General features: G+C 57.2%; 20 protein-coding genes and 1 riboswitch. Of the genes, 9 read left to right on the top strand and 11 right to left on the bottom strand.

From position 1 onward, the window contains the following. The first annotated feature begins 2 nt into the window (after nt 1–2). The 3 genes from FD744_RS21080 (at nt 3) to FD744_RS21070 (ending at nt 3,169) form a co-directional block, all read left to right on the top strand. The gene (locus tag FD744_RS21080; RefSeq protein ID WP_160869265.1) at nt 3–1,049 is read left to right on the top strand and encodes a P1 family peptidase; all 1,047 of its coding nucleotides are present in this window, start codon (nt 3–5) and stop codon (nt 1,047–1,049) included. A 216-nt stretch (nt 1,050–1,265) separates the two neighbouring features. Beyond that, complete coding sequence (locus FD744_RS21075; RefSeq protein WP_160869263.1) at nt 1,266–2,087, top strand: M55 family metallopeptidase; 822 nt, start codon at nt 1,266–1,268, stop codon at nt 2,085–2,087. A 245-nt stretch (nt 2,088–2,332) separates the two neighbouring features. Continuing rightward, complete coding sequence (locus tag FD744_RS21070; RefSeq protein ID WP_160869261.1) at nt 2,333–3,169, top strand: fumarylacetoacetate hydrolase family protein; 837 nt, start codon at nt 2,333–2,335, stop codon at nt 3,167–3,169. A gap of 69 nt (nt 3,170–3,238) precedes the next feature. Here FD744_RS21070 and FD744_RS21065 read toward each other — a convergent pair whose 3' ends face one another. From FD744_RS21065 to FD744_RS21040, 6 genes are all read right to left on the bottom strand, one after another. Further along, nucleotides 3,239–4,750: a serine hydrolase gene (locus FD744_RS21065; protein ID WP_160869259.1), complete on the bottom strand. Its 1,512-nt coding sequence runs from the start codon at nt 4,748–4,750 to the stop codon at nt 3,239–3,241. Beyond that, a complete protein-coding gene (locus FD744_RS21060; protein ID WP_160869257.1) occupies nt 4,747–5,487 on the bottom strand; it encodes an ABC transporter ATP-binding protein in 741 nt (246 codons plus the stop codon). Before FD744_RS21060 ends, FD744_RS21065 begins: the two co-directional genes overlap by 4 nt. Nucleotides 5,488–5,592: 105 nt before the next feature. Next, complete coding sequence (locus tag FD744_RS21055; protein WP_034819944.1) at nt 5,593–6,420, bottom strand: ABC transporter ATP-binding protein; 828 nt, start codon at nt 6,418–6,420, stop codon at nt 5,593–5,595. Next, the gene (locus FD744_RS21050; RefSeq protein ID WP_160869255.1) at nt 6,421–7,320 is read right to left on the bottom strand and encodes an ABC transporter permease; all 900 of its coding nucleotides are present in this window, start codon (nt 7,318–7,320) and stop codon (nt 6,421–6,423) included. Continuing rightward, nucleotides 7,317–8,327 carry an ABC transporter permease gene (locus FD744_RS21045; RefSeq protein ID WP_160869253.1) on the bottom strand — a complete coding sequence of 337 codons (1,011 nt, stop codon included), beginning with the start codon at nt 8,325–8,327 and terminating at the stop codon, nt 7,317–7,319. Before FD744_RS21045 ends, FD744_RS21050 begins: the two co-directional genes overlap by 4 nt. Next, complete coding sequence (locus FD744_RS21040; protein WP_160869251.1) at nt 8,327–9,922, bottom strand: ABC transporter substrate-binding protein; 1,596 nt, start codon at nt 9,920–9,922, stop codon at nt 8,327–8,329. The genes FD744_RS21045 and FD744_RS21040 overlap by 1 nt, the downstream gene beginning before the upstream one ends. A gap of 199 nt (nt 9,923–10,121) precedes the next feature. On the opposite strand from FD744_RS21040, the gene FD744_RS21035 reads away from it, so the two are divergent. Next, the gene (locus FD744_RS21035) at nt 10,122–11,171 is read left to right on the top strand and encodes a dipeptidase (protein WP_160869249.1); all 1,050 of its coding nucleotides are present in this window, start codon (nt 10,122–10,124) and stop codon (nt 11,169–11,171) included. A 2-nt stretch (nt 11,172–11,173) separates the two neighbouring features. Next, nucleotides 11,174–12,082 carry a LysR family transcriptional regulator gene (locus FD744_RS21030; protein WP_034819931.1) on the top strand — a complete coding sequence of 303 codons (909 nt, stop codon included), beginning with the start codon at nt 11,174–11,176 and terminating at the stop codon, nt 12,080–12,082. Nucleotides 12,083–12,226: 144 nt separating this feature from the next. Here the strand turns inward: FD744_RS21030 and FD744_RS21025 are convergent, their stop codons facing one another. Together FD744_RS21025 and FD744_RS21020 are read right to left on the bottom strand one after the other, a co-directional pair. Then, on the bottom strand, nt 12,227–13,579 hold the full coding sequence (locus tag FD744_RS21025) for an MFS transporter (protein WP_160869247.1): 1,353 nt from the start codon (nt 13,577–13,579) through the stop codon (nt 12,227–12,229). Nucleotides 13,580–13,751: 172 nt separating this feature from the next. Continuing rightward, nucleotides 13,752–14,654 carry a GntR family transcriptional regulator gene (locus FD744_RS21020; protein WP_097119436.1) on the bottom strand — a complete coding sequence of 301 codons (903 nt, stop codon included), beginning with the start codon at nt 14,652–14,654 and terminating at the stop codon, nt 13,752–13,754. 135 nt (nt 14,655–14,789) lie between these two features. Here FD744_RS21020 and FD744_RS21015 point away from each other — a divergent pair, with 135 nt between their 5' ends. Beyond that, nucleotides 14,790–15,818, top strand: a complete 1,029-nt coding sequence (locus FD744_RS21015; protein ID WP_160869245.1) for a zinc-binding alcohol dehydrogenase family protein — start codon at nt 14,790–14,792, stop codon at nt 15,816–15,818. Between the two features lie 420 nt (nt 15,819–16,238). Here the strand turns inward: FD744_RS21015 and FD744_RS21010 are convergent, their stop codons facing one another. Further along, the gene (locus FD744_RS21010; protein WP_160869243.1) at nt 16,239–17,156 is read right to left on the bottom strand and encodes a nucleoside hydrolase; all 918 of its coding nucleotides are present in this window, start codon (nt 17,154–17,156) and stop codon (nt 16,239–16,241) included. 90 nt (nt 17,157–17,246) lie between these two features. Here FD744_RS21010 and FD744_RS25400 point away from each other — a divergent pair, with 90 nt between their 5' ends. The 3 genes from FD744_RS25400 (at nt 17,247) to FD744_RS21000 (ending at nt 18,919) form a co-directional block, all read left to right on the top strand. Beyond that, nucleotides 17,247–17,417 carry a hypothetical protein gene (locus FD744_RS25400; protein WP_202403647.1) on the top strand — a complete coding sequence of 57 codons (171 nt, stop codon included), beginning with the start codon at nt 17,247–17,249 and terminating at the stop codon, nt 17,415–17,417. Between the two features lie 41 nt (nt 17,418–17,458). Next, nucleotides 17,459–17,534: riboswitch (Fluoride riboswitch) on the top strand. Between the two features lie 91 nt (nt 17,535–17,625). Beyond that, nucleotides 17,626–18,003, top strand: a complete 378-nt coding sequence (gene crcB, locus FD744_RS21005) for a fluoride efflux transporter CrcB (protein WP_034819910.1) — start codon at nt 17,626–17,628, stop codon at nt 18,001–18,003. 118 nt (nt 18,004–18,121) lie between these two features. Further along, a complete protein-coding gene (locus FD744_RS21000) occupies nt 18,122–18,919 on the top strand; it encodes a sugar phosphate isomerase/epimerase (RefSeq protein ID WP_160869241.1) in 798 nt (265 codons plus the stop codon). On the opposite strand, the gene FD744_RS20995 is transcribed toward FD744_RS21000, so the two are convergent. Both FD744_RS20995 and FD744_RS20990 read right to left on the bottom strand, forming a co-directional pair. Then, on the bottom strand, nt 18,916–19,521 hold the full coding sequence (locus FD744_RS20995; RefSeq protein ID WP_160869239.1) for an alpha/beta hydrolase: 606 nt from the start codon (nt 19,519–19,521) through the stop codon (nt 18,916–18,918). The two genes, FD744_RS21000 and FD744_RS20995, sit on opposite strands and share 4 nt — an antisense overlap. An 11-nt stretch (nt 19,522–19,532) precedes the next feature. Continuing rightward, entirely contained in the window at nt 19,533–20,474 is a 942-nt protein-coding gene (locus FD744_RS20990; protein ID WP_160869237.1) for a glutathione S-transferase family protein, read from the bottom strand. Between the last annotated feature and the right edge of the window lie 31 nt (nt 20,475–20,505).

The following is a 20,505-nucleotide window of genomic DNA, read 5'->3' as shown; positions in this document are numbered from 1 at the left end:
ACATGGATTTTCAACAACTGCAGCGCGATCTACTGCTGCAACGCTGGCGCACTGAACGCCAGCTCGGGCAACCACGCAGTGCTTGTGGTGCCACCAATCGCATCAGCGATGTGCCCGGCGTGCGCGTCGGTCATCACACGCTGGCAGACGGTGAGAGACAAACCGGTGTGACGGCGATTGTGCCGCCGGGCGATAACCTGTTTCTCAAGCCGTTACCCTGCGGCGCGGCGGTCTTTAATGGCTTTGCCAAGCCGGTCGGGTTGGTGCAAATCGAAGAGTTGGGCGTGCTGCAAACGCCGATCTTGCTCAGCAACACGCTGGCAGTCGGCACGCTGTTTACCACACTGGTGCGTGACGCCATCAGCCGTAACCCGGAGTTGGGTCGCAGTTTGCCTACCGTCAATCCGCTGGCGCTGGAGTGCAACGACGGCTGGCTGAATGACATTCAGGCGCTGGCCGTTACCGAAGCCATGGCGCAGGATGCGCTCGATTCGGCGCAGGCCGATTTCGCCCGTGGCAGCGTCGGTGCCGGACGTGGCATGAGCTGCTTCAGTTTGAAAGGCGGGATTGGCAGCGCATCGCGCTTAATTCCGTCACTGAATGCCACGTTGGGCGTGCTGGTGCTGGCTAACTTTGGGGCACTGAATGCGTTCACGCTGGATGGTGTGCGACTTGGTGACATGATTGGGCCGCTGCTGCCAGAATTGGCACCGCAGCGCGATGCCGGCTCCATCATCATCATTATGGCCACCGATGCGCCGCTGGATGCGCGCCAGCTTAAGCGTATCGCTAAACGCGCCGGTGCCGGATTAGGCCGTTTAGGCAGTTATTGGGGACATGGTTCAGGCGATATTGCCGTGGCCTTCTCCACGCAAACGCAGCCAAACCCGCCGGACGATGCGGCACTGGAACCGCTGCTTGCCGCCGCCGCTGATGCCACTGAACACGCGGTGCTGGATGCGCTATTAAGCGCCGAAGCGGTCACCGGTTTTCGCGGCCATCATCGTCCGTCACTGACGCAGGTGCTGGATGAATTGGCCAAACCCTAGGGCCGCCATCGGCTTTACTGTTAATGACACGATTGCCACTTATGGCACCTCTTTCAGCAGCGCCTGTGACGCTAAGTTAACCGTAGTGTCGCCATTTATGGCGACTCTTTCATCAGCATCTGCGGTCAGCTTCAATGCTGCCTCTGACGCACAGTTCCCCATAGGGTCGCCATTTATGGCGGCCGTGTTCCAACCCGCACGGAATTTGCCTGACTTATGAAAATATTCATCTCTGCTGACATTGAAGGTATCGCGGGTGTGATGCGCCCAGAACAGTGCTCGCCCGGCCATGCGGAATACCAGCTGGCACGCGGGTTGATGGAACAGGAAGTGAACGCCGCTATCGACGGCGCGTTTGCGGGCGGAGCCACCGAAGTGGTGGTGGCCGACAGTCATGCGCAAATGACCAACCTGCGCGCAGAAAACATCGATCCGCGTGCGCGCATGGTGCAAGGCAAGCCGCGTGGCTTGTCGATGGTGGAAGGCATTGAGCAGCAGCCCTTCGATGGCCTGTTCTTTATCGGCTATCACAGCGCAGCGGGCGAACCCGGCGTGCTGGCGCACACCATTAACGGCCGTGCTTTTTGGCGCATTCATATCAACGGCAAAGTGATGGGCGAAAGCGACATCTACGCTGCCGCCGCCGCCGAACAGGGCACACCGCTCTGGCTGGTGAGCGGGGACGATCAACTGCAAGGCTGGATCACCGAACACTATCCGTCAGTGGATTACGTCTGTGTGAAACGCGCGATTTCCCACACCTGCGCGGAGTCCATTAGCCCGCAAGCCGCACAAAACGCCATTCGTGCCGCCGCTACTGCGGCGGTACAGCGTGCGCGCCAGGTCAGTACCACGCGTTTGACCGCACCTTATGAGATGCAGTTACAAGCCAGCAAACCGGTACTCGCGGATTTGTTCAGTCTGATTCCCGGTGTAACGCGCATTGATGCGGTGACCGTGGGTTATCGCGCCGAGCAGATGGGCACATTGATCAGCCTGCTAAGTGCATTCTCCTATCTGGCGAGTACGCAGTCGTAATGTTGGTGCGCATGAAGGCGCACCCTACAGATGCTCGCAGGGTTGTCATGACAGCGCACCAAACTGATGCTCGCAAGGTTGCAAGGACTGCGCACCTAACGGATATTTGCAGGGTTGCCATGGATGGCAATCAATAGATCAGCAATCACGTATCAACGCTTAGGCACATTATTGGCAGGTCGTACCGCATTTCCTGCTGGCTTTTGGTAACCTGCGCGCAATTTATATATAACAACGAGGCAGTCATGCAGCTCTGCAGTTTTTATCTTATTGACCAGGAAAGAAAAAGTTACGGAATCGTGCGGGAAGAGGGCGTGATTGACGTCGGTTCACGCCTCGGCGCGGCATGCCCGGACCTGAAATCTTTGTTACAACGCGGCGCGCTCAGCGACCTGGAAGCCTTTAGCTCACTGCCGGCTGATCACCCGTTCAGCGCTATTCGTTTCCTGCCGGTAGTGGAAAATCCCGGGAAAGTGTTCTGTGTCGGCATGAACTACGCGGACAAGCGTAAAGAGTTTGCCGAGACTATTGAAGCGCCGACGCTCTTTGTGCGTTTCGCGGATTCCCTGGCGGGGCATGAGCAGCCGTTGTTGAAACCGGCCACCACCCAGGAATTTGATTACGAAGGCGAACTGGCGGTGATCATCGGTAAGCCGGCCTATCAGGTTAAAGCGGCCGATGCGCTGCAACACGTTGCCGGTTACAGCTGCTTTATGGATGCCACCGTACGTGACATGCAGTTCACCTGGTTTACCGCCGGAAAAAACTGGCAGCAGACTGGCGGTTTTGGTCCGTGGATGACCACCTCAGATGAGATCCCCGATCCGCAGCAGTTGGCGATCAAAACCTGGCTGAATCAGCGTGAAGTGCAGAACGACACCACCGCCAGCATGGTGCATCCGGTGGCGAAGATTATTGAATACATTTCGGCATTTAGCCCGCTGTCAGCAGGCGATGTGATCATCACCGGGTCACCGGGCGGCGTTGGAAAAAAACGCACGCCACCGCTGTTTATGTTCCCCGGCGATGTGATTGAAGTCGAGATCGAAAAGATTGGTCGTCTGCGCCACACAGTGGTTTAAAGAAAAAAGGCTGCCATTTATAAAAATGGCAGCTTTGACAGATGTGTGTTGAATTGACCAGACGACCGCTTAGCGCGTAAATCTCACTACGCGGCTGCGATTGAGCACCAGCCGCACCTTGTCACCTTCACGCGCGATCACAAAACGTTTCTCCCAGGGGCCATCCTGCGCGGTGGCGAGCACGCGATCGCTGCCCAGCGATTGCAAACTGGCATGAATCGCTGCCGGACCGATGCCCATTACCAGGCGATCGCCCTCAATCACCATTTCGCTGCGCCAGGCATGTGCAAACCAGCGGCCTTGCAGATGCTCAAGGCTGGCGCTGTCCGCCTCTACCGGCACAAAACGGCGTGGAGCATGACCAATCTCACCGACAATCGCTGCACCATCATGGCGTAGCTTGATCGGGAAAGTGCTGGAGAGCGACACTGCATCGCCATGGGGATCGGCGCGCCACAGCGTTTCACCGGCACCCAGCCAGGTCGCGGTCACACCCTGAATCTCCAGCCAGTCGGCGGCGTTTTCTGCCACGTATAAGCCCGGCGTCAGATCATGACCTTTCTCCGGCAGCGTGCGATTCAGCAGCGCCGCCATCACCCGCAGTGCACTTTCTGAGGTCGCCACATCTTCACGGTTGGCGACAATCGCCACGCCCAGCTTCAGCTCCGGATGCAGCAGGAAATAGCTTTTATAACCCGCATGCGAACCGCCGTGACCGAACAGCGTCTGGCTGCCCAGCGTGGAACTGGTGATACCCAGCCCGTAGCCGCTGGTACGGCCGTCATTGAGATGGCGTGGCGCGCTCAGGCGTTGCAGCACGCCCGCGCCGGGTCCGCTGTCCGCCAGCAGACTTTGCAGCCAGCGCGTCAGATGATTGACGCTGCCGGTCACACTGCCCGAGGCGGAAAGGTGTAATCCAGCGCTGGAGAGCTGCCACTGCACGCCGTTTTGCCAGTAACCCGGCACCAGTCCCGGCACGATATCGAACCAGGTTTCCGGCGCGACCAAACTGATATCCAGCGGCTCGCAGATATATTGCTGCAGCAGATCGTTGAACAACACACCTTTGGCTTTCAGCGCCTCTTCCACCAGGCGGTAGCCGGTATTGGTGTATGAAATCTCGCTGCCGGGCTGATAGCTGAGATCGCCTTCCTGTGCGACAAAATCCAGCAGATCAGCAGCGCTGGTGGCGTTGTACACCGACAAGCCGAGCAGCGACAGGGTTTCACGCACATCGGGCAAGCCGCTGCTCATGTCCAGCGCCTGGCCGACAGTGATCTGGCCGTTGGCGCCTGTTAGCTGCGGCAGATGCTGCACCAGCTTATCGTTGAGTTGCAGGTAGCGACGGCCCGGCCCGGTGACCAGCGCGGCAAACAGATGCTTGGTTATCGAGGCAAAACGCACCACGCTGTCGGCGCTAAACGGCGTTTGTTGCGCCAAATCGGCCAGTCCGGCACAGTGTGTCGAATGAATCTGATGGGCATCAAACAGCACTATCGCACCACCCGGTGCGCCGGGCTGCTGCCAGCCCTGGGTAATCTGCTGTGCCACCTCGGCGGCCTGTTGCCAGTTCGCGGTCATGCCGGTTCCTCCAGCGTCATGCTGAGATCAAACAGTTGAGCGGTATGCGGATGCTGAATGCGGCGCGCGCGTAAATCCTCCGCGCTCAATTGCTCCACCATCTCACCGTGCTGCATCACCCCAATGCGCTGGCACAGATGGGGCACCACCGCGAGGTTATGCGTCACCATAATGTAGGTGAGTTTGCGCTCAGTGCGTAGATCGCTGAGTAAATTCAGGATTTCCGCCTGCACCGACACATCCAGCGCCGACGTGGGCTCATCCAGCAGCAGCACTTCTGGCTCGGCAATCAACGCGCGGGCAATCGCCACGCGCTGACGCTGACCGCCCGAAAGCTGATGCGGATAACGGAAACGCACAGCGGCCGGTAAGCCGACCTCGCTCAGCGCCTGGCTGATGCGCTGTTCCGCGCGATCGAGCTGATGCACCAGCAACGGCTCATGCAGGATGCGGTCGATGGTTTGACGCGGATGCAGCGAACCAAACGGATCCTGAAACACCATCTGCACCTGGCGATAGAACGCGCGGCTGCGTTTAGCGCCCAGTTCCATGCCGCCAAATTTCATGCTGCCTTGCCAATCGGTATTGAGTCCGGCGAGGGCGCGCAGAATGGTGGATTTGCCCGAACCACTTTCGCCGACCATGCCAAAGCTTTCGCCGTTGGCGACCGCGAAGCTGACGCCTTTCACTACCTGATGCGCACCAAAGGCGATGCGCAGGTTATCAATTTCAATCATGAAGCTGCCTGTAAATTCTGTGCGTTCGTTGAACGGTACGCATCCATACGCATCCTGCGGGCGTAAAGCGGGCATGGGGGTATAACCGTGTTGATGGGCATTGCGCTATTCCCGCCACGCCGCATCGCGCTGTAATACCGGTAAGCGCTCGCGCGGATGTTTTAACGACGGCAAACAGGCCAGTAAGCCGCGCGTATACGGATGCTGAGCCTGCTGTAACTGCCCGGCGTCCAGCAATTCGACAATGCGCCCGGCGTACATCACCGCCACGCGATCGCAAAAGTGCGACACCAAAGGCAGATCGTGGCTGATCAGGATCAACCCCATGCCGCGCGCGGAAACCAGATCGTCAATCAGCTTGAGGATCTCTGCCTGTACCGTGGCATCCAGCGCGCTGGTGGGCTCATCGGCGATCAGCAGTTCCGGATCCGGTGCCAGCATCATGGCAATCATCACGCGCTGGCCCATCCCACCGGAAACCTCATGCGGATAGCGCTTCGCCACCGCGGCAGCATCACGAATTTTCACCTGCTCCAGCAGATCAATCGCTGCCAGCATTGCCGCTTTACGGCTGCCGCCTTTGTGCTCGCGCCAGGCTTCTGCGATCTGCTGGCCAATGGTCATCACTGGATTGAGTGAATATTTTGGGTCCTGCAGGATGAAGCCCACGCGTTTGCCGCGAATCTGACGCAGCACTTTTTCACTGGCGCCGCGCAGATCGATACCGTCAAAACGCAATACGTCGGCGGTCACCTCAGCATTGCCCGGCAATAGCTGCATCAAACAGCGTGCGGTCAGCGACTTGCCCGATCCGCTTTCGCCAACAATGGCAAACTTCTCGCGGCCCACGCTAAAACTGACCCCGCGTACCGCTTCAAAGGTCTCTGTGCGACTGCGAAAGGCAATGCGCAGGTTTTCAATTTCCACCAGCATTTAGCGCTCCTTAGGATCTAGCACGTCGCGCAGACCGTCGCCGAGAAAGTTAAACGCCAGTGAGGTCAGGAAAATGGCGATACACGGCATCAGCGGCACCCACCATTCGCTGAACAGGAAGCGGCGCGCGGTGGCAATCATGGTGCCCCATTCAGGCGACGGCGGTTGCGCGCCCATCCCCAGGAAGCCAAGGCTGGCGGCGGTGATGATGATGGAACTCATATCCAGCGTGACGCGCACAATCAGGCTCGGCATGCACAGTGGCATGATGTGGCGCAGGATGATGCGCAACGGCGAGGCACCGGTGAGTCGGCTAGCGGCGATAAAATCGCTGTGGCGGAACTGCATGGTTTCGGCACGCGCCAGACGCGCATACGGCGGCCAGGCGGTTAAGGCAATCGCCAGAATCGCGCTCTCCACGCCGGGTTTCAGCGCGGCCACAAACGCCAGCGCCAGAATCAAACGCGGGAAGGCGAGGAAGATGTCGGTGATACGCATCAGCGTCTTATCCACAATCCCACCGGCATAGCCCGCGATACAGCCAATCAGCAGGCCGAGCGGGGCGGTGAGCAGCACCACGGCGATCACCATGCCAAGCGTGGTGCGTCCGCCATAGATAATGCGCGTCCAGACATCGCGGCCGAGTTCATCAGTGCCAAGCCAGTGTGCGACAGAAGGAGCCGCCAGACGGTTTTCCAGATGCTGTGTGCCAGGGTCAAACGGCGTCAGCCACGGGGCAAACAGCGCCAGTAATAGCATGACGGCGATGACCGCTAATCCTGCCATTGCCAGCGGGTTGCTGCGCAGGCTGAGCCACAAGCGATAGCGTCGGCCCCACACCGCCTGACGGCGATTGGCTGGCGTATCGTCCAGCAGCCAGTCACGAGAGAAGAAGATCATTTTACGCGTGGGTCCCAAAGTCGATAAAGAAGGTCAGCCAGCAGATTGAGCAGCACGTATACGGTGCCGACCAGCAGCGTGGCACCCACTACCGGGTTCATGTCGGCGTTCATCAGCGAGGTGGTGAGATACTGCCCGAGGCCGGGCCATGAGAAGACGTTTTCGGTGACCACCGCGCCCTCCAGCAATCCGGCGTAGGTCAGCGCCAGCACCGTCACCAGCTGCACCGCCACGGTCGGAAAGGCATGCCGCCAGATCACCCGGCGCGATGACAGCCCTTTCGCACGCGCAGTGATCACAAATTCACCGCTCAAGGCATTGAGCATAAAGGTGCGCGTCATACGTGTGATGTAGGCCATGCTGAAGTAGGCAAGGATCAAGACCGGCTGCGCCATGTGTGCCAGCGCATCCCAGAAGGCATCCGTTTCACCGGCGAGCAATGAGTCGATGGTAAGAAAGCCGGTGACCTGCGGCACCATATCCTGCCAGATGATGTCCTGCCGTCCTGGACCCGGCGCAATGCCGAGCACGGCGTAGAACACCAGCAGGCTCAGCAGCGCCAGCACAAACACCGGTAGTGAGTGTCCAGCGAGGCACACCACGCGAATGGTCTGATCGACCCAGGTGCTTTGGCGCACGGCGGCCCAGACACCCAGCGGAATACCGACCAGCGCGGCGATAATAATCGCGGCAGTCGCCAGTTCCATGGTCGCCGGGAAGAAGCGCGCAATATCGGTGGTCACCGGATTTGAGGTGAGAATCGATTTACCCAAATCGCCATGGAGTAATTGGTTGAGATAGTGGCCGAACTGAATGTAGAGGGGCTGATCCAGCCCCATTTCCAGGCGCACGCGATCCACCACAGACTGCGGTGCGTTATCGCCCACCGCCGCCAGCACCGGATCGGTAGGCATCACCCGGCCGATAAAGAAGGTCAGTACAGAAAGACCAAACAGCGTCAGCACCAGGCTACCCAGGGTGCTGACGATTTTCTTCAGTAAAGGCATCAGGCTTTTTTCACCTGATCGTATGGCCACTGCTCCAGCACCGTCATGTGCACATCTGAGATGTTTTTGCCGCACGCGACATTTTTGGTCTTCTGCATCATGAAGATGAACGGACTTTTCTCACGGCCCAACTGCTGAATCTGCTGATAGAGGGCAATACGTTTCGCCGGATCCGGCTCGTGCAGTGCCTGTGCAGTCAGTTTGTTGAACTCTTCATCTGACCAGCTGCAGCGCCATGCCAGCGTGCGGCTGCGGGCATTTTCGCTGTTGTCGGTATTCACGCAGAAGGCTTCGGTGTTGGAGTTCGGATCGAAATAGTCCGCGCCCCACACGGTCAGCGCCAGCTGATGCTGACGCGCACGCATCTTGGTCAGGACCTGGCGGTTTTCGGCGGCAATCAATGACACTTTGATGCCAATCGCACCCAACTGAGTCTGGATCGCCTGAGCGATATCGGGATACGGCTGCATTGAGTAGTGGTCAAGGGTGATCTCGAATCCATTGGGATAACCCGCTTCCGCCAGCAGCGACTTAGCTTTTGCCACGTCTTTATGGAACGGCGTGTCGTCCAGCGCTGCCGGGAAGCCGCTCGGCAGGAAGCTTTGATGGGTAACAAAGCTCATCGACAGGATGTTTTTCTGGATGCTGTCGTAATCCAGCGCCCACTTCAGGGCTTGCCACACCTGCGGCTTTTTCAGGTATTCATTATTGGTGTTGCATGACATCAGCATGATGGCTGACAGCGACTGATTCACCAGCGACACGTTGCTGTCGTTCTTCACCTGCAACAACTGCTCGGTGGTGAGATCGTAGGCCGCATCCACGTCGCCTTTCTTCACCATCAGCGCCTGAGCGGCCGGGTCGGTGATGTGCTTCAGGATCACGCGCTTAATTTTGCTCTTATCGGCATACAACGGGCTCAGTTCCAGGATCACCGTTTCACTGGCTTTCCAGGTGCGCAGGGTGAAGGCACCCGAACCGGCGCTATGCTGTTTCAGCCACGCATTACCGAAATCGTTGTTCTGCTGGTTGGCTTCACAGGCCTTCTTCGACACGATGCTGCCAACGGTGGCGGAGAGGCAATACAGCAGGAAGGTTTCCGCTGCTGGCGCGCCGAGTTTCATCTCCACGGTATGCGCATCTTTCGCCGTGACCCTCTGTGTCACATTGTCTTTAGTGAAGCCGAACTGGTTGATGATAAAGGCCGGGCTTTTATCCAGCTTGACGATACGTTCAATCGAATAGGCGACATCTTCTGCGGTGAGCGCTGTGCCATCGGCGAATTTGGCTGCCGGATCGAGATGGAAGGTGTAGGTGCTGTTATCGCTGCTCACATCCCAGCTCTTCGCCAGCTGGCCAATCACTTTATCGGCTTTCTGCGGGTCCGGCGTGACCAGGCGCTGATACATGTTGCCGCAAATCTGGCCGCCGGTGGCTTCAAAGCTTTCATGGGGGTCAAGGCTGGTGATGTTGTCCAGCTGCATCGCCATCACGAACATACTCGGTGGCGTATCAGCGAAGGCGGTGTTGAGACTCAGATAGGAAAAAGCAGGGACGGCGGCGCATCCTGCGAGAAAACGTCTTCTGGTTACCATGACAACTCCAAGTTATTGATTATTAAAATTAAATTTAGTTATTTTGCTGTTTTTTGTCTTGACTTTCCCGCTGTGCGAGAGGATTAATAATGGGATTAAGTCATTTGTTTCATGCGTGAAGCCTTGCCTCTTTTTGGTGCAATTTGCCCCGCCAGCAGGCAGCGCTTGCGCTTTCTCCCGAACATGGAACCGACACAACATGTCTGAAATCATCAACATTCCAGTCTTTGACGGTCATAACGATGTGCTCAATAAACTCTGGCAACACCATCAACCCAACGCGGTGCAGGCCTTCCTGCAGGGCACTGGACGCGGTCAGATGGACCTGCCGCGTATCCGCCAAGGAAATATGGTAGGTGGGATATTTGCCACCTGGGTGCCGTCTCACCCTCTGATTGCAAGAAGTGCGCCAGACCTCTCAGATTTTCCTCAGGAAATTATTGGCGCTGCGCGTGATGCCACTTTTTCGATGCTGGCGTTGCTGCTGCGCATCGAACAGGCCTCAGAGGGGCAAGTGAAAATTTGCCGCAGCGTGCGCGATATTCGTGACTGCATGGCCAGGGGCGTGCTGGCGGTGGTGATGCACGTGGAAGGGGCGGAAGCGCTGGATACCAACGGCGAGCTACTGGATATCCTGTATGCCAGCGGTCTTCGTACGCTGGGGCCACTGTGGAGTCGCCCGAATCAATTTGGTGAGGGCGTGCCGTTCCTTTATCCGTCATCGCCGGATGTCGGCAACGGCTTAACCGCAGCGGGTAAACAGCTGGTGCGTGACTGTAATCAGCGCCGCATCATGGTTGACCTGTCGCACATGGATGAGAAGGGCTTCTGGCACACGGCGGAGATTAGTGATGCACCGCTGGTGGCGAGCCACTCCAATGCACATGTCATCAGTGCGCAGTCGCGCAACCTTACCGATCGCCAGCTGGCGGCGATCAAGGAAACCCACGGCTTTGTCGGCGTGAATTTCGCCGTGCCGTTCCTGCGTGAAGATGGCGATCGACATGCGCCGACCACCGTGGATGCCATCGTGCAGCACGTGGAATACCTGCTGGAAAAAGTGGGGGAAGATGGCGTCGGTTTCGGCTCCGATCTGGATGGTGCCACCATGCCAGGCGATATGAAAGATGTGGCCGGTTTCCCGCTAGTGGTGAACGCGCTGGCGGCTCGTGGTTACTCGCGCGAACTGCTGGAAAAAATTTGCCACGGCAACTGGCTGCGCGTGCTTGAAGCGACCTGGGGCGAGTAATTATGCGATTGCGACACATTGAAGTTTTTCAGGCAATTGTGCAGACCGGCAGCATCAGTGCGGCGGCGCGATTGCTCAATGTGTCGCAGCCGAATGTCAGCCGCGTCTTAACGCACGCCGAGCAGCAATTGGGTTTTGCGCTGTTTGAGCGCCGTGCACAGGGCATGGTGGTCACGGCCGAAGGACGCCGCTTGCTGCCGGAAGTGGAAGATCTCTATCAGCGTTTGCAGACCATAACCCAGCTCACCGAGCAGTTGCGGCGCGGCGAAGGGCAGATGGTGCGTGTCGGTGCTGCACACGCTTTTGGTCAGATGGTGCTGGCACCCGCACTGGTCAACTGGCGACAGCAGGCGGCATCGGTGAGCGTGGAGTTGGTGACCGAGCACTTCAGCACGCTGTGTCAGATGATCATGGATAACCAGCTCGATTTCGCGCTGGTATTTGGTCAGCAGGTCGATGCCGATCTGCTGGCGGAGCCGCTGTTTCAATCGTCGATGGTGGCGCTACTGCCGCAGCATCACACTCATAACGAACCCGCCACGCTGGAGTGGTTGTGTGCCAACAACCTGTTGATGATGCAGAACCAAGACCCACTTGGGCGCGTGCTGCACCGTGCGTTGCGTGACAAAGGGCTGGACCCGGCGGTGTCGCTGTCGATCAAAACTTATTCGGTGATTGCCGATATGGTGCTGGCGGGTGGGGGGGTGGGCGTGGTGGATCTGTTTACTGCCTGCCGGTATGCCGACCAGTTAAAGTTGCTGCCGGTGGCACAACCGCTGCCGTTTGAAGTGATGCTGATCAGCCGTCGCGATCAGCCGCAATCGCAGTCTACGTTGCAGCTGAAGCAGGTGATCCGTAATAAGCTGTGGGAGATTGCGCGGCAGTGTGAAACGCGGTTTTTTACCCTGTAAATGACGGCGAACTGGCTACGAACTGATTGCGCAATAAATTGCGCCGCTACAAAAAACATGAGCTCTGCCGTAGCGGCGCGATTCATCGTGCTACAAAGATATGCACCCTGCCGTAGCGATGCGGTTTATCGCGCAATTGACGACTTACACCCCATCCGTAATCGGTTTACGCACCAGCAGCAGATAAGCCAGCGCACCCACCACGGTGACGCCTGCACAAATCATCAGCGCCAGGCTGAATGACTTGGTGGTGTCCAGCACCCAACCGGTGATCACCGGCGCAAACGAGGCAAACACAAAGCTGGCGAAGTTCTGGATGCTGCCCACCGATGCCGTCATACGTGCGGTAACGTTAGCGTGAATCAAGCCCCAGCAAGATGTCCCGGCAAAGTGAATGCAGAACAGCGCCATGCCAATCAGCGTCACTGCACTGGCGGTGTCTGTTGCACGGGTGACGAAAGTGGTGAAGGCTGCAGACAGCAGCATGCCGCTGACAATCGATACTTTACGCACTTTCACCGCATCCATGCCGCGACGTACCAGCGCATCCACCACGTAGCCGTTCAGCAACATGCCCGCGGCACCAAACAGGAATGGAATCGCCGCCAGCAAACCGGTGCTTTTCAGATCGAGATGATAGGTCGATTGCAGATAACCCGGCAGCCAGGCAATGTAGAGCCACGCGGTGTAGTTGATGCCGCTGAAGCCAATCATCATGCCCCACATGGTGCGCTGCTTGAACAGGCCGCGCCACTCGGCAAAGCTCAGCGGCTCTTTACGTGAGGCCACGCTGCCCGCTTGCAGATAGTGAATCTCTTCGCCGCTCAGCTGGCTGTTATCGCGGTTACGGTACATCACATACCAGCCAATGGCGAGGAACATACCCAGCACGCCGATGGTCACGAACATGCCGCGCCAGCCCATCACCAACATCATCGCTGCCAGAATCGGTGGCGCAATCGACAGGCCAATCATCGACGCGGCGTTAAACATGCCCATCGGCATGCCGCGATCTTTGATGTTGAACCAGTCGTTAATTACTTTAACGCCGCACGGGTTCATCGGCGCTTCACCAATCCCCAACCCGATACGCACCAGCACAAACTGGGTGAAGTTATGCACCAGACCGGCAGCGGCCTGGAACAGTGACCAGACAAACATGCCGAGCGCCAGCATGATGCGTGGGCCTTTGCGATCCAGCAGTGCACCACATGGCAGCTGCGCTAAGCCGTAAGCCAGCGAGAACGCAGACAGCAACACGCCGATCTCGGTGGCCGATAAGCCCAGCTCGCCGCGAATGGTCATGTTGGCCACCGACAGTGAACTGCGATCGAGATAGTTGATGATGGCCGCAAACAGCAGCAACAACATGGCGGTAACCTGAATCTTCTTAATGCGCGGTGAGCGCACCACGTCACCGCGTGCCGGGACAAAGTCTTGTCCATCGGCGACGGATGTTGGCGCAGCGTCACGGCCACGTGCAGATGTATTTTCCATTGCAACCTCCCAGGTATGGGGTCTTATCGTTATCGAGGGTTGGGGTCCTGCGGCAGCGAAACGGTGCTGCCACAACAGATTGCTTTGGAGACTAGAAGTAAACCGGTTGGGATGTTGCGAGGATGTTTCAGATTCGTGCGGGCGCTTCAGAATTGTGGTTTTTAATCGGTTTTTAATTGTACTGGCGAATGCAGCGGATCATCGATGACTTCGCCGTGCCAAGATGGTTATGCAACGCGCACAAAGCTTCGACGTCCCGGCGGCTGATTAGCGCGGTCAGAATCGCCATATGTTCCTCCAGTGCCACGATGTTACGCTGTTTTAAATCTGTTTCATCCCATTGATAATGTGAATGAAAAATCACGGAGATGATCTCCAGTGACTGATTGAAGAACGGATTATTAGCCGCTGACAAAATCAGCGTATGCATCTCTTTATCCAACGCGGCAAAGTGGCGATAGTTACTGGCGATGGTGTCGCGCATGGCACGGTGGCGATCCAGCAGGTCGCGCGCCTGAATCCAGCGCTCATCACTGGAGGGGAGGTTGAGAAAGCGAGTAAGCGCATGTGTTTCCAGCATTTCACGCAGTTCGAACAGATTTTCAGCGTAGAGTTGATCAAACTTTTTCATGCGCCAGTGACCCCGCTTTACCGGTTCCAGCAGGTCGTAACGCATAAACCGCAGCAGGAACTCGCGTACCACTACCGGACTGGCCTTGACCTGTTGTGCCAGCTGCAACTCACTAAAACTGTCGCCGGGCATCAGCTGACGCTGGTTAATCAGATTAAAAAACGCCTGTTCAAACAGACGCGCTTGTTGATCGATCGGCGGCGTTAACGCGCTAAACCCATCCTCTTCGCTGGGATCGCGCACGATAACGTAAGTTTCTTCAACTTTATCCAGTACGCCGCGCTCATGCAGATGCTGCAAGGTATGGCGCACGGTGGTGCGGCTGATATTGAACATTTCCGCCAGCGCGGCTTGCGGTGGCAGCGGAGAGCGGATGTGGCGTTTAGCGATGCCTTCCAGCATTTGATTGATCACGTTCTGGCGTAAATTCAGGCTTCGGCTCATGCGCTTCTCCGGTTTTTTATTTATTAAAAACCACACAAAGCCCAAAAAAAGGGCGCTGCCTCACACTTCAGCATGTGCAAACGGCGCGGGTGGCTGATTTTCGCCAAAACTGCGACATCAGCACAGGAGAAGCCCATGACAACAATGAAAACCCTGGTGGTTGCCGAGCCGCGCAATATGGTGTGGCAGCAGCGTGAGAAACCGACTCCGGCCGAACAGGAGGTTGTGATTAAACCGATTGCCGCCGGGATTTGCGGCACCGATATTCATGCCTGGGCGGGCAATCAGCCGTTCTTTAGCTATCCACGCGTTCTGGGCCATGAGCTGTGTGGCGAAGTGGTGGAGCTGGGCTGTCGAGTAACGGATTTCAAAGTAGGGCAGCGCGTGGCGCTGATTCCCTATGTTTCCTGCCAGCAGTGCGATGCCTGTTTGAGTGGTAAAACTAACTGCTGCGAGAATATTTCGGTAATTGGCGTACATCAGGATGGTGGCTTCTGCGAGTTCCTCAACGTACCCGCCAGCAACCTGTTAGCTGTTGATGATGTGGCGCCAGAAGCGGCGGCGCTGATCGAGCCTTTTGCGATCAGTGCGCATGCGGTACGTCGTGCGGCGGTGGCAGCGGATGAGCAGGTGCTGGTGGTCGGTGCCGGACCGATTGGTTTAGGTGTAGCCGCAATTGCGGCGGCCGCGGGCGCTCAGGTAGTGGTGGCCGATACCAGCGAACCGCGACGTGCGCATGTCGCAGAAAAGCTGGGGCTTGCGACCCTCAACCCGATGGCCGAGGATTTCGAAGCCACGCTACGTGCAGAGTTTGGTGGGCGTCTGGCGGCGAAGGTGATTGATGCGACCGGCAACCCGGCGGCGATGAACGGTGCGGTGAAGCTGATTCGTCATGGTGGCACCATTGTGTTTGTCGGCCTGCACAAAGGGGATTTGGTGATCCCGGATATCGAGTTCCATAAACGTGAAACAACGTTGATGGGCAGCCGCAATGCCACGCACGAAGATTTCGCGAAAGTGGGCGAACTGATGGCTTCGGGTCAGCTTCGTGCCGACATCATGCTTAATCGTCATTATGACTTTTCTACTTTGGCGGAGACCTTTGAGCCTGAGGTGATTAATAATCGTGAGCTGATCAAAGGTGTGATTCATTTTTCGAGGTAGTCGGTGCGTATCACTGCGCGCGAATGCGGGCCTGAGCGCCTCTGCTGCTGCCGGGCCGTCCTCGCGCCGCTGACGCGGTGCCTTCGGCTTCCACGTCGTGCCTGCGGACCGTTCGGGTTAAGGGGTTCAGTTCAGGTAAGGCCGTCCTGGCCAACCCGAACTGCCAGTCGCATCCCTGCGCCTGGCTCCTGGCCCAACGTAAAAGCCTCAGCGCTGCGGATAGCCCTTGCAGCAGCAGAGGCGCTCTGGCCTCAGCCATCGTGCCGTTTTTAACAGCACGCACTGAAGCTGAAGAGCGTGCTGGGGCTGTTCAGGGGAAGAGGCGCGCTCTGGCCTCAACCATTGTGTCCTTTTAACAGACTGCGTGATCACCCGGCGCTTAACTGGCAAGCATTACGCCATTGATAGCGACCACCAATCTCATGCCCGCAGTGCGGCAAAAAAGTGTTCCCTGACCGCTTCGGCATCCACGCCGAGGCACAAGCGCTGTGGGCGTAAGCCAGCAAACGGGTCTTCACGTGAGGCGAGGGCGCTGAGGCGTCTCACTGTCTGACCACGGCTGATGCCCTCCGTTATCACGCGCACTGGTGCTTCGGTCACGGTAAACGCCTGTGGCAAAGCCAGCCAGGAGAGCGTGAGCGTGTCATGCAGCGCCATGCCATCAAACCCTTCCTTTTGCAGACTGTACGCCAGATACGGACGGCATATCGCGCTGAGTACAGGCTGATTTAACTGCCGCACTTCATCGCCGGTGATCAGCACCTTGTGTGTCACATCCAGCGGTAATACCACCACCGGCAGCGCCGAGGCCAGCACCTGATCGGCGGCATGCGGATCTTTCCAGATATTAAACTCGGCAAACGGCGAGACGTTGCCGGAATGGCCGTCGGTGCCAAATGCGCCGCCCATTATTACCAGCTCTTTCACCAATGGAATGATATCCGGCGCCTGGTTGATGGCGCTGGCGATATTGGTCAGCGGTCCAATCGCCACGATGGTGATGGCATGAGGCTGCGCGCGCACGCTATCAATAATGAACTGCACGGCGCTGGGTGCTGCTTCACTGTGTGAGTTCTCGAACGCATCCCCTAATCCATCCAGGCCGTGCAGCGTGGCGGGTGCAGAAGGCGCCAATGCCAGTGGCCGCGAGCAGCCACGATACACCGGCGCGTCAATATCCATCTTCTGGCAAAACAGCCGGGCATTTTTCACCGCCTGGCCGACCGCAACATTGCCAAACACCGTGGTAATCCCCAGCAACCGCTGCGTCCGCGCCGCATACGCCAGCGCAAAGGCATCATCCACGCCAATATCAGTATCAAAAATCAGGGTACGCATTGGGATCTCCAATTTTGTATAAATGGAAGTGAAGCAAAAATATCAAGATGATGAATGTGCTATAAACGCGAAAATTAATCAGGAGTAAGCATGATAATAAAATCGCTGATATTCATTGCGCCATCAGGTCAAGGCCAGCATTATCAAGAACGCTGTGCTTTGCTCACCTTACTTGCTCTCTCAGAGATAGATAAAGCGGCAAATATGGGAATGACGCGAGAAGAGTTGCTGAAAGACCTTATCCAGGCCACGACGGGTTAACTCTCCGATATTGTCACCCCCGCTACGCCAGCGTATTATTATGCCGCTAAGGTGATGGCGTGCCACCTTCCCCAACCGCCGTTCTGGAAACAGACGGCTGATGACGCCTGACAACACTCGTATCCCTGCGCGGGAGACGGCGGTGTGTCAGGTGTTTTTCTGTCCTGCCGCGGCCCTGCGCGTAACTCATTTCAGGAGCTCCAAAAGTATGTTGAAGTCGTTACTGGCTGTGATGCTCGGTGGTGCCGTGGGCTGTTCACTGCGCTGGCTTATTTCTCTGCGGTTCAACGCGCTGTTTCCCAATCTGCCACCGGGCACTTTAATGGTGAATCTGGTCGGTGGTTTTATCATCGGTGCAGCGTTGGCGTTTTTTGTCCGCAATCCGCATATTGACCCTTTCTGGAAACTGCTGATTGTCACTGGCTTATGCGGCGGTTTAACCACCTTCTCTACCTTTTCAGCGGAAATTGTCGGCTTGCTGCAAACCGGTAAATACCTCTGGGCGATGTCGAGCGTGATGGTGCATGTGATTGGTTCACTGCTGATGACCTTCGCCGGCTTTGCAGTGGTGAATCTGCTGGGATAAAAGCCCTGCGCATCACGGGCTTGAAATAACTCCTAAGAGGTAGATACTGGTCGGTGTTCTGTTTGCGTGACAAGCAGAACCTGTCACCGATTTATCCGGACGATTAGGGAGCCCGTTGATGCGAAGTAACCCCAAATTCCTTAACCTGGTGTTGTTAAACGGTGAACCTGAACAGAAACTGCGCGCGGCCCGTGCCGCCGGTTTCGATCAGGTCGAAATCTGGCGGGAAGACGTTGAGGCAGCCACAGCGCAGCTGGCTCAACAGTTAAATCTTGGCTTTACCAATTTGCAGGTGCTGCGTGATTTTACCGGTGCGCCAGATCGTGAACGTCTGCAAAAGCGTGAAGAGCTGCGGCAGTTTATCCGGATTGCGCAGTCTGTCGGTTGCAACACCATTCAGGCACCGGCCACCACGCGTGAAGATTGCGTGGCGGAGCGCATCGATGAAGATTTGCGTTGGATGGCCTCGGAAGCCGCGCGCTATAACATGCGCATCATGTATGAACCCATGGCGTGGTGCAGCGTTGATAATACGCTGCCGCTGGCGTGGGAACGATTGCAGCGCCTGGACCAGCCGAATATTGGGCTGGTGGTCGATCTGTTCCACATCTGTGCCTTGGGTGGGGACGCCTCACAGCTGGATGGCATTCCTGCCGATCGTATCTATGAAGTGCAACTGTGCGATATGGCGGAGATGCCGCCGCAAGAGAAGGGTGCGCTAAGTGATTATGCGCGCCATCAGCGGTTGTTGCCCGGCGACGGCATTATCGAAGTGGAACGCTTTGTCGATAAGCTGAAAAGCGCCAGCTATCGTGGCCCGGTCGGCATTGAAGTGTTTAACGATGGATTAAAAGCGCAGCCACCCGAAGTGGCTGCGCAACAAGCCTGGAACGCGTTAAATCGCTACTGGCCTTAATCCTGCAAGCACTGGGCGATAAAGGCGGCCGCTTGCATCGCACCCTGTGAAGAAATGGTATGACCGGTGGCGGCTTCAAAGCGCGCTTCCACCGTCACGCCTGCCGCTTGCAGGCGCTGTACTGCTGACTCACTCTCGCTATACGGAATCACGCCATCCGCTTTGCCGTGAATCAGCAACGCAGGCGTGTGCGAAGCCGGGGTTAATGCACCGTCAAACGACAATCGTCCGGAAAACGCCGCCACGCCCGCCAGCGGATGACGGCCCTGTGCCAGTGCATCCAGCGCCATGATCGAGCCCTGAGAAAAGCCCACCAGAATCACTTTATCCCACGCGTCCGTCATGCCGTGTTGCGCCATCAACTGTTGCAGTGTCTCATCGAACGCTGCGCGGGCTTCACGCACCCGCGCCGGACGATTTTCTGGGGTAATGCCCGTCAGGCTAAACCACTGATAGCCCATTGCATGTTCAAACGGATAGGGCGCATTCGGCGAGGCAAAAGCCACATCCGGCAGCAGGCTGGCCCAATGCTGGCCGAGTCCTGCCAGATCGTCGCCATTACTGCCCACACCATGTAAAAAAATCACCAACGCTTTTGCCATCGTCCTGCTCCTTAAAGTCCGTAATCCGCCATATCCGGGCCTACTGGCACAATCCCATTTGGGTTCAGCGCCTTAATCGAATAGTAACCCTGCTTGATATGGTCGATGTTCACTGTCTGACGCACACCCGAAACCGCCAGCATACTCTTCAGATAGCGATCGAGCAGCGGATAGTCGCGCAGGCGGCGCAGGTTACATTTGAACAGGCCATGATAAGCAACGTCAAAACGCACCAGCGTCACGAACAACCGAATATCGGCCTCGGTCAGGCGCTCGCCCAGCAGGAAAGTACGGCCATCTTTCAGACGCAGTTCCAGTTCGTCTAACTGGCTGAATACATCGTTAAAGGCCTGCTGATAGCTCACCTGCGTGGTGGCAAAGCCGGTACGATACACGCCGTTGTTGAGACGTGGATAGATCGATGCGTTGATCGCGTCGATCTCAGCGCGCAGATCTTCTGGATACAGATCGAGGCTGTTGTCTGCCAGATCGCCAAACCCGCTGTTCAGCATACGCAGGATGTCAGCAGATTCGTTGTTCACGATGGTCTGCGTCTTTTTATCCCACAGTACCGGCACCGTGGCGCGGCCAGTGAAGTCAGCATCGGCGCGGGTATAGAGTTCGTGGATGTACTCGGCTTTGTTAAGCCAGTCACGATCAGCACCCGGATAGTCACCGAAGTGCCAGCCCTGCGCACCCAACTGCGGCTCGACCACCGAGACGCTGATGACGTTTTCCAGCCCTTTCAGGCTGCGCGCCACCAGCGTGCGTGAAGCCCATGGGCAGATCAGTGCCACATACAAATGATAGCGATCCGGCTCGGCGGCAAATTCGCTCGAGCCGTCTGCGGTGATCCAGTGGCGAAAACTGGACGTCTGACGGACAAATCCGCCCTGTTTATCGGTGGCTTGAACCGGATGCCACTCTGCGCTCCACTTACCGTTAACCAACATATGCTCGACTCCTCTCTGGTGATGGAGTGAG

The sequence above is a fragment of the Pantoea sp. Taur genome (genome assembly GCF_009830025.1).
GTDB classification, from domain to species: Bacteria; Pseudomonadota; Gammaproteobacteria; order Enterobacterales; family Enterobacteriaceae; genus Pantoea; species Pantoea communis.
This window is presented reverse-complemented; position numbering and strand designations above follow the sequence as displayed.

What these genes read in the sequence shown, in the direction of transcription:
- FD744_RS20995 (WP_160869239.1), bottom strand. Translation starts at nt 19,521, where the DNA reads ATGGCAAAAGCGTTGGTGATTTTTTTACATGGTGTGGGCAGTAATGGC.
- crcB (WP_034819910.1), top strand. Translation starts at nt 17,626, where the DNA reads ATGTTGAAGTCGTTACTGGCTGTGATGCTCGGTGGTGCCGTGGGCTGT.
- FD744_RS21070 (WP_160869261.1), top strand. Translation starts at nt 2,333, where the DNA reads ATGCAGCTCTGCAGTTTTTATCTTATTGACCAGGAAAGAAAAAGTTAC.
- FD744_RS21045 (WP_160869253.1), bottom strand. Translation starts at nt 8,327, where the DNA reads ATGCCTTTACTGAAGAAAATCGTCAGCACCCTGGGTAGCCTGGTGCTG.
- FD744_RS21020 (WP_097119436.1), bottom strand. Translation starts at nt 14,654, where the DNA reads ATGAGCCGAAGCCTGAATTTACGCCAGAACGTGATCAATCAAATGCTG.
- FD744_RS21000 (WP_160869241.1), top strand. Translation starts at nt 18,122, where the DNA reads ATGCGAAGTAACCCCAAATTCCTTAACCTGGTGTTGTTAAACGGTGAA.
- FD744_RS21050 (WP_160869255.1), bottom strand. Translation starts at nt 7,320, where the DNA reads ATGATCTTCTTCTCTCGTGACTGGCTGCTGGACGATACGCCAGCCAAT.
- FD744_RS21040 (WP_160869251.1), bottom strand. Translation starts at nt 9,922, where the DNA reads ATGGTAACCAGAAGACGTTTTCTCGCAGGATGCGCCGCCGTCCCTGCT.
- FD744_RS21025 (WP_160869247.1), bottom strand. Translation starts at nt 13,579, where the DNA reads ATGGAAAATACATCTGCACGTGGCCGTGACGCTGCGCCAACATCCGTC.
- FD744_RS21030 (WP_034819931.1), top strand. Translation starts at nt 11,174, where the DNA reads ATGCGATTGCGACACATTGAAGTTTTTCAGGCAATTGTGCAGACCGGC.
- FD744_RS21055 (WP_034819944.1), bottom strand. Translation starts at nt 6,420, where the DNA reads ATGCTGGTGGAAATTGAAAACCTGCGCATTGCCTTTCGCAGTCGCACA.
- FD744_RS21065 (WP_160869259.1), bottom strand. Translation starts at nt 4,750, where the DNA reads ATGACCGCGAACTGGCAACAGGCCGCCGAGGTGGCACAGCAGATTACC.
- FD744_RS20990 (WP_160869237.1), bottom strand. Translation starts at nt 20,474, where the DNA reads ATGTTGGTTAACGGTAAGTGGAGCGCAGAGTGGCATCCGGTTCAAGCC.
- FD744_RS21075 (WP_160869263.1), top strand. Translation starts at nt 1,266, where the DNA reads ATGAAAATATTCATCTCTGCTGACATTGAAGGTATCGCGGGTGTGATG.
- FD744_RS21080 (WP_160869265.1), top strand. Translation starts at nt 3, where the DNA reads ATGGATTTTCAACAACTGCAGCGCGATCTACTGCTGCAACGCTGGCGC.
- FD744_RS21035 (WP_160869249.1), top strand. Translation starts at nt 10,122, where the DNA reads ATGTCTGAAATCATCAACATTCCAGTCTTTGACGGTCATAACGATGTG.
- FD744_RS21060 (WP_160869257.1), bottom strand. Translation starts at nt 5,487, where the DNA reads ATGATTGAAATTGATAACCTGCGCATCGCCTTTGGTGCGCATCAGGTA.
- FD744_RS21010 (WP_160869243.1), bottom strand. Translation starts at nt 17,156, where the DNA reads ATGCGTACCCTGATTTTTGATACTGATATTGGCGTGGATGATGCCTTT.
- FD744_RS21015 (WP_160869245.1), top strand. Translation starts at nt 14,790, where the DNA reads ATGACAACAATGAAAACCCTGGTGGTTGCCGAGCCGCGCAATATGGTG.
- FD744_RS25400 (WP_202403647.1), top strand. Translation starts at nt 17,247, where the DNA reads ATGATAATAAAATCGCTGATATTCATTGCGCCATCAGGTCAAGGCCAG.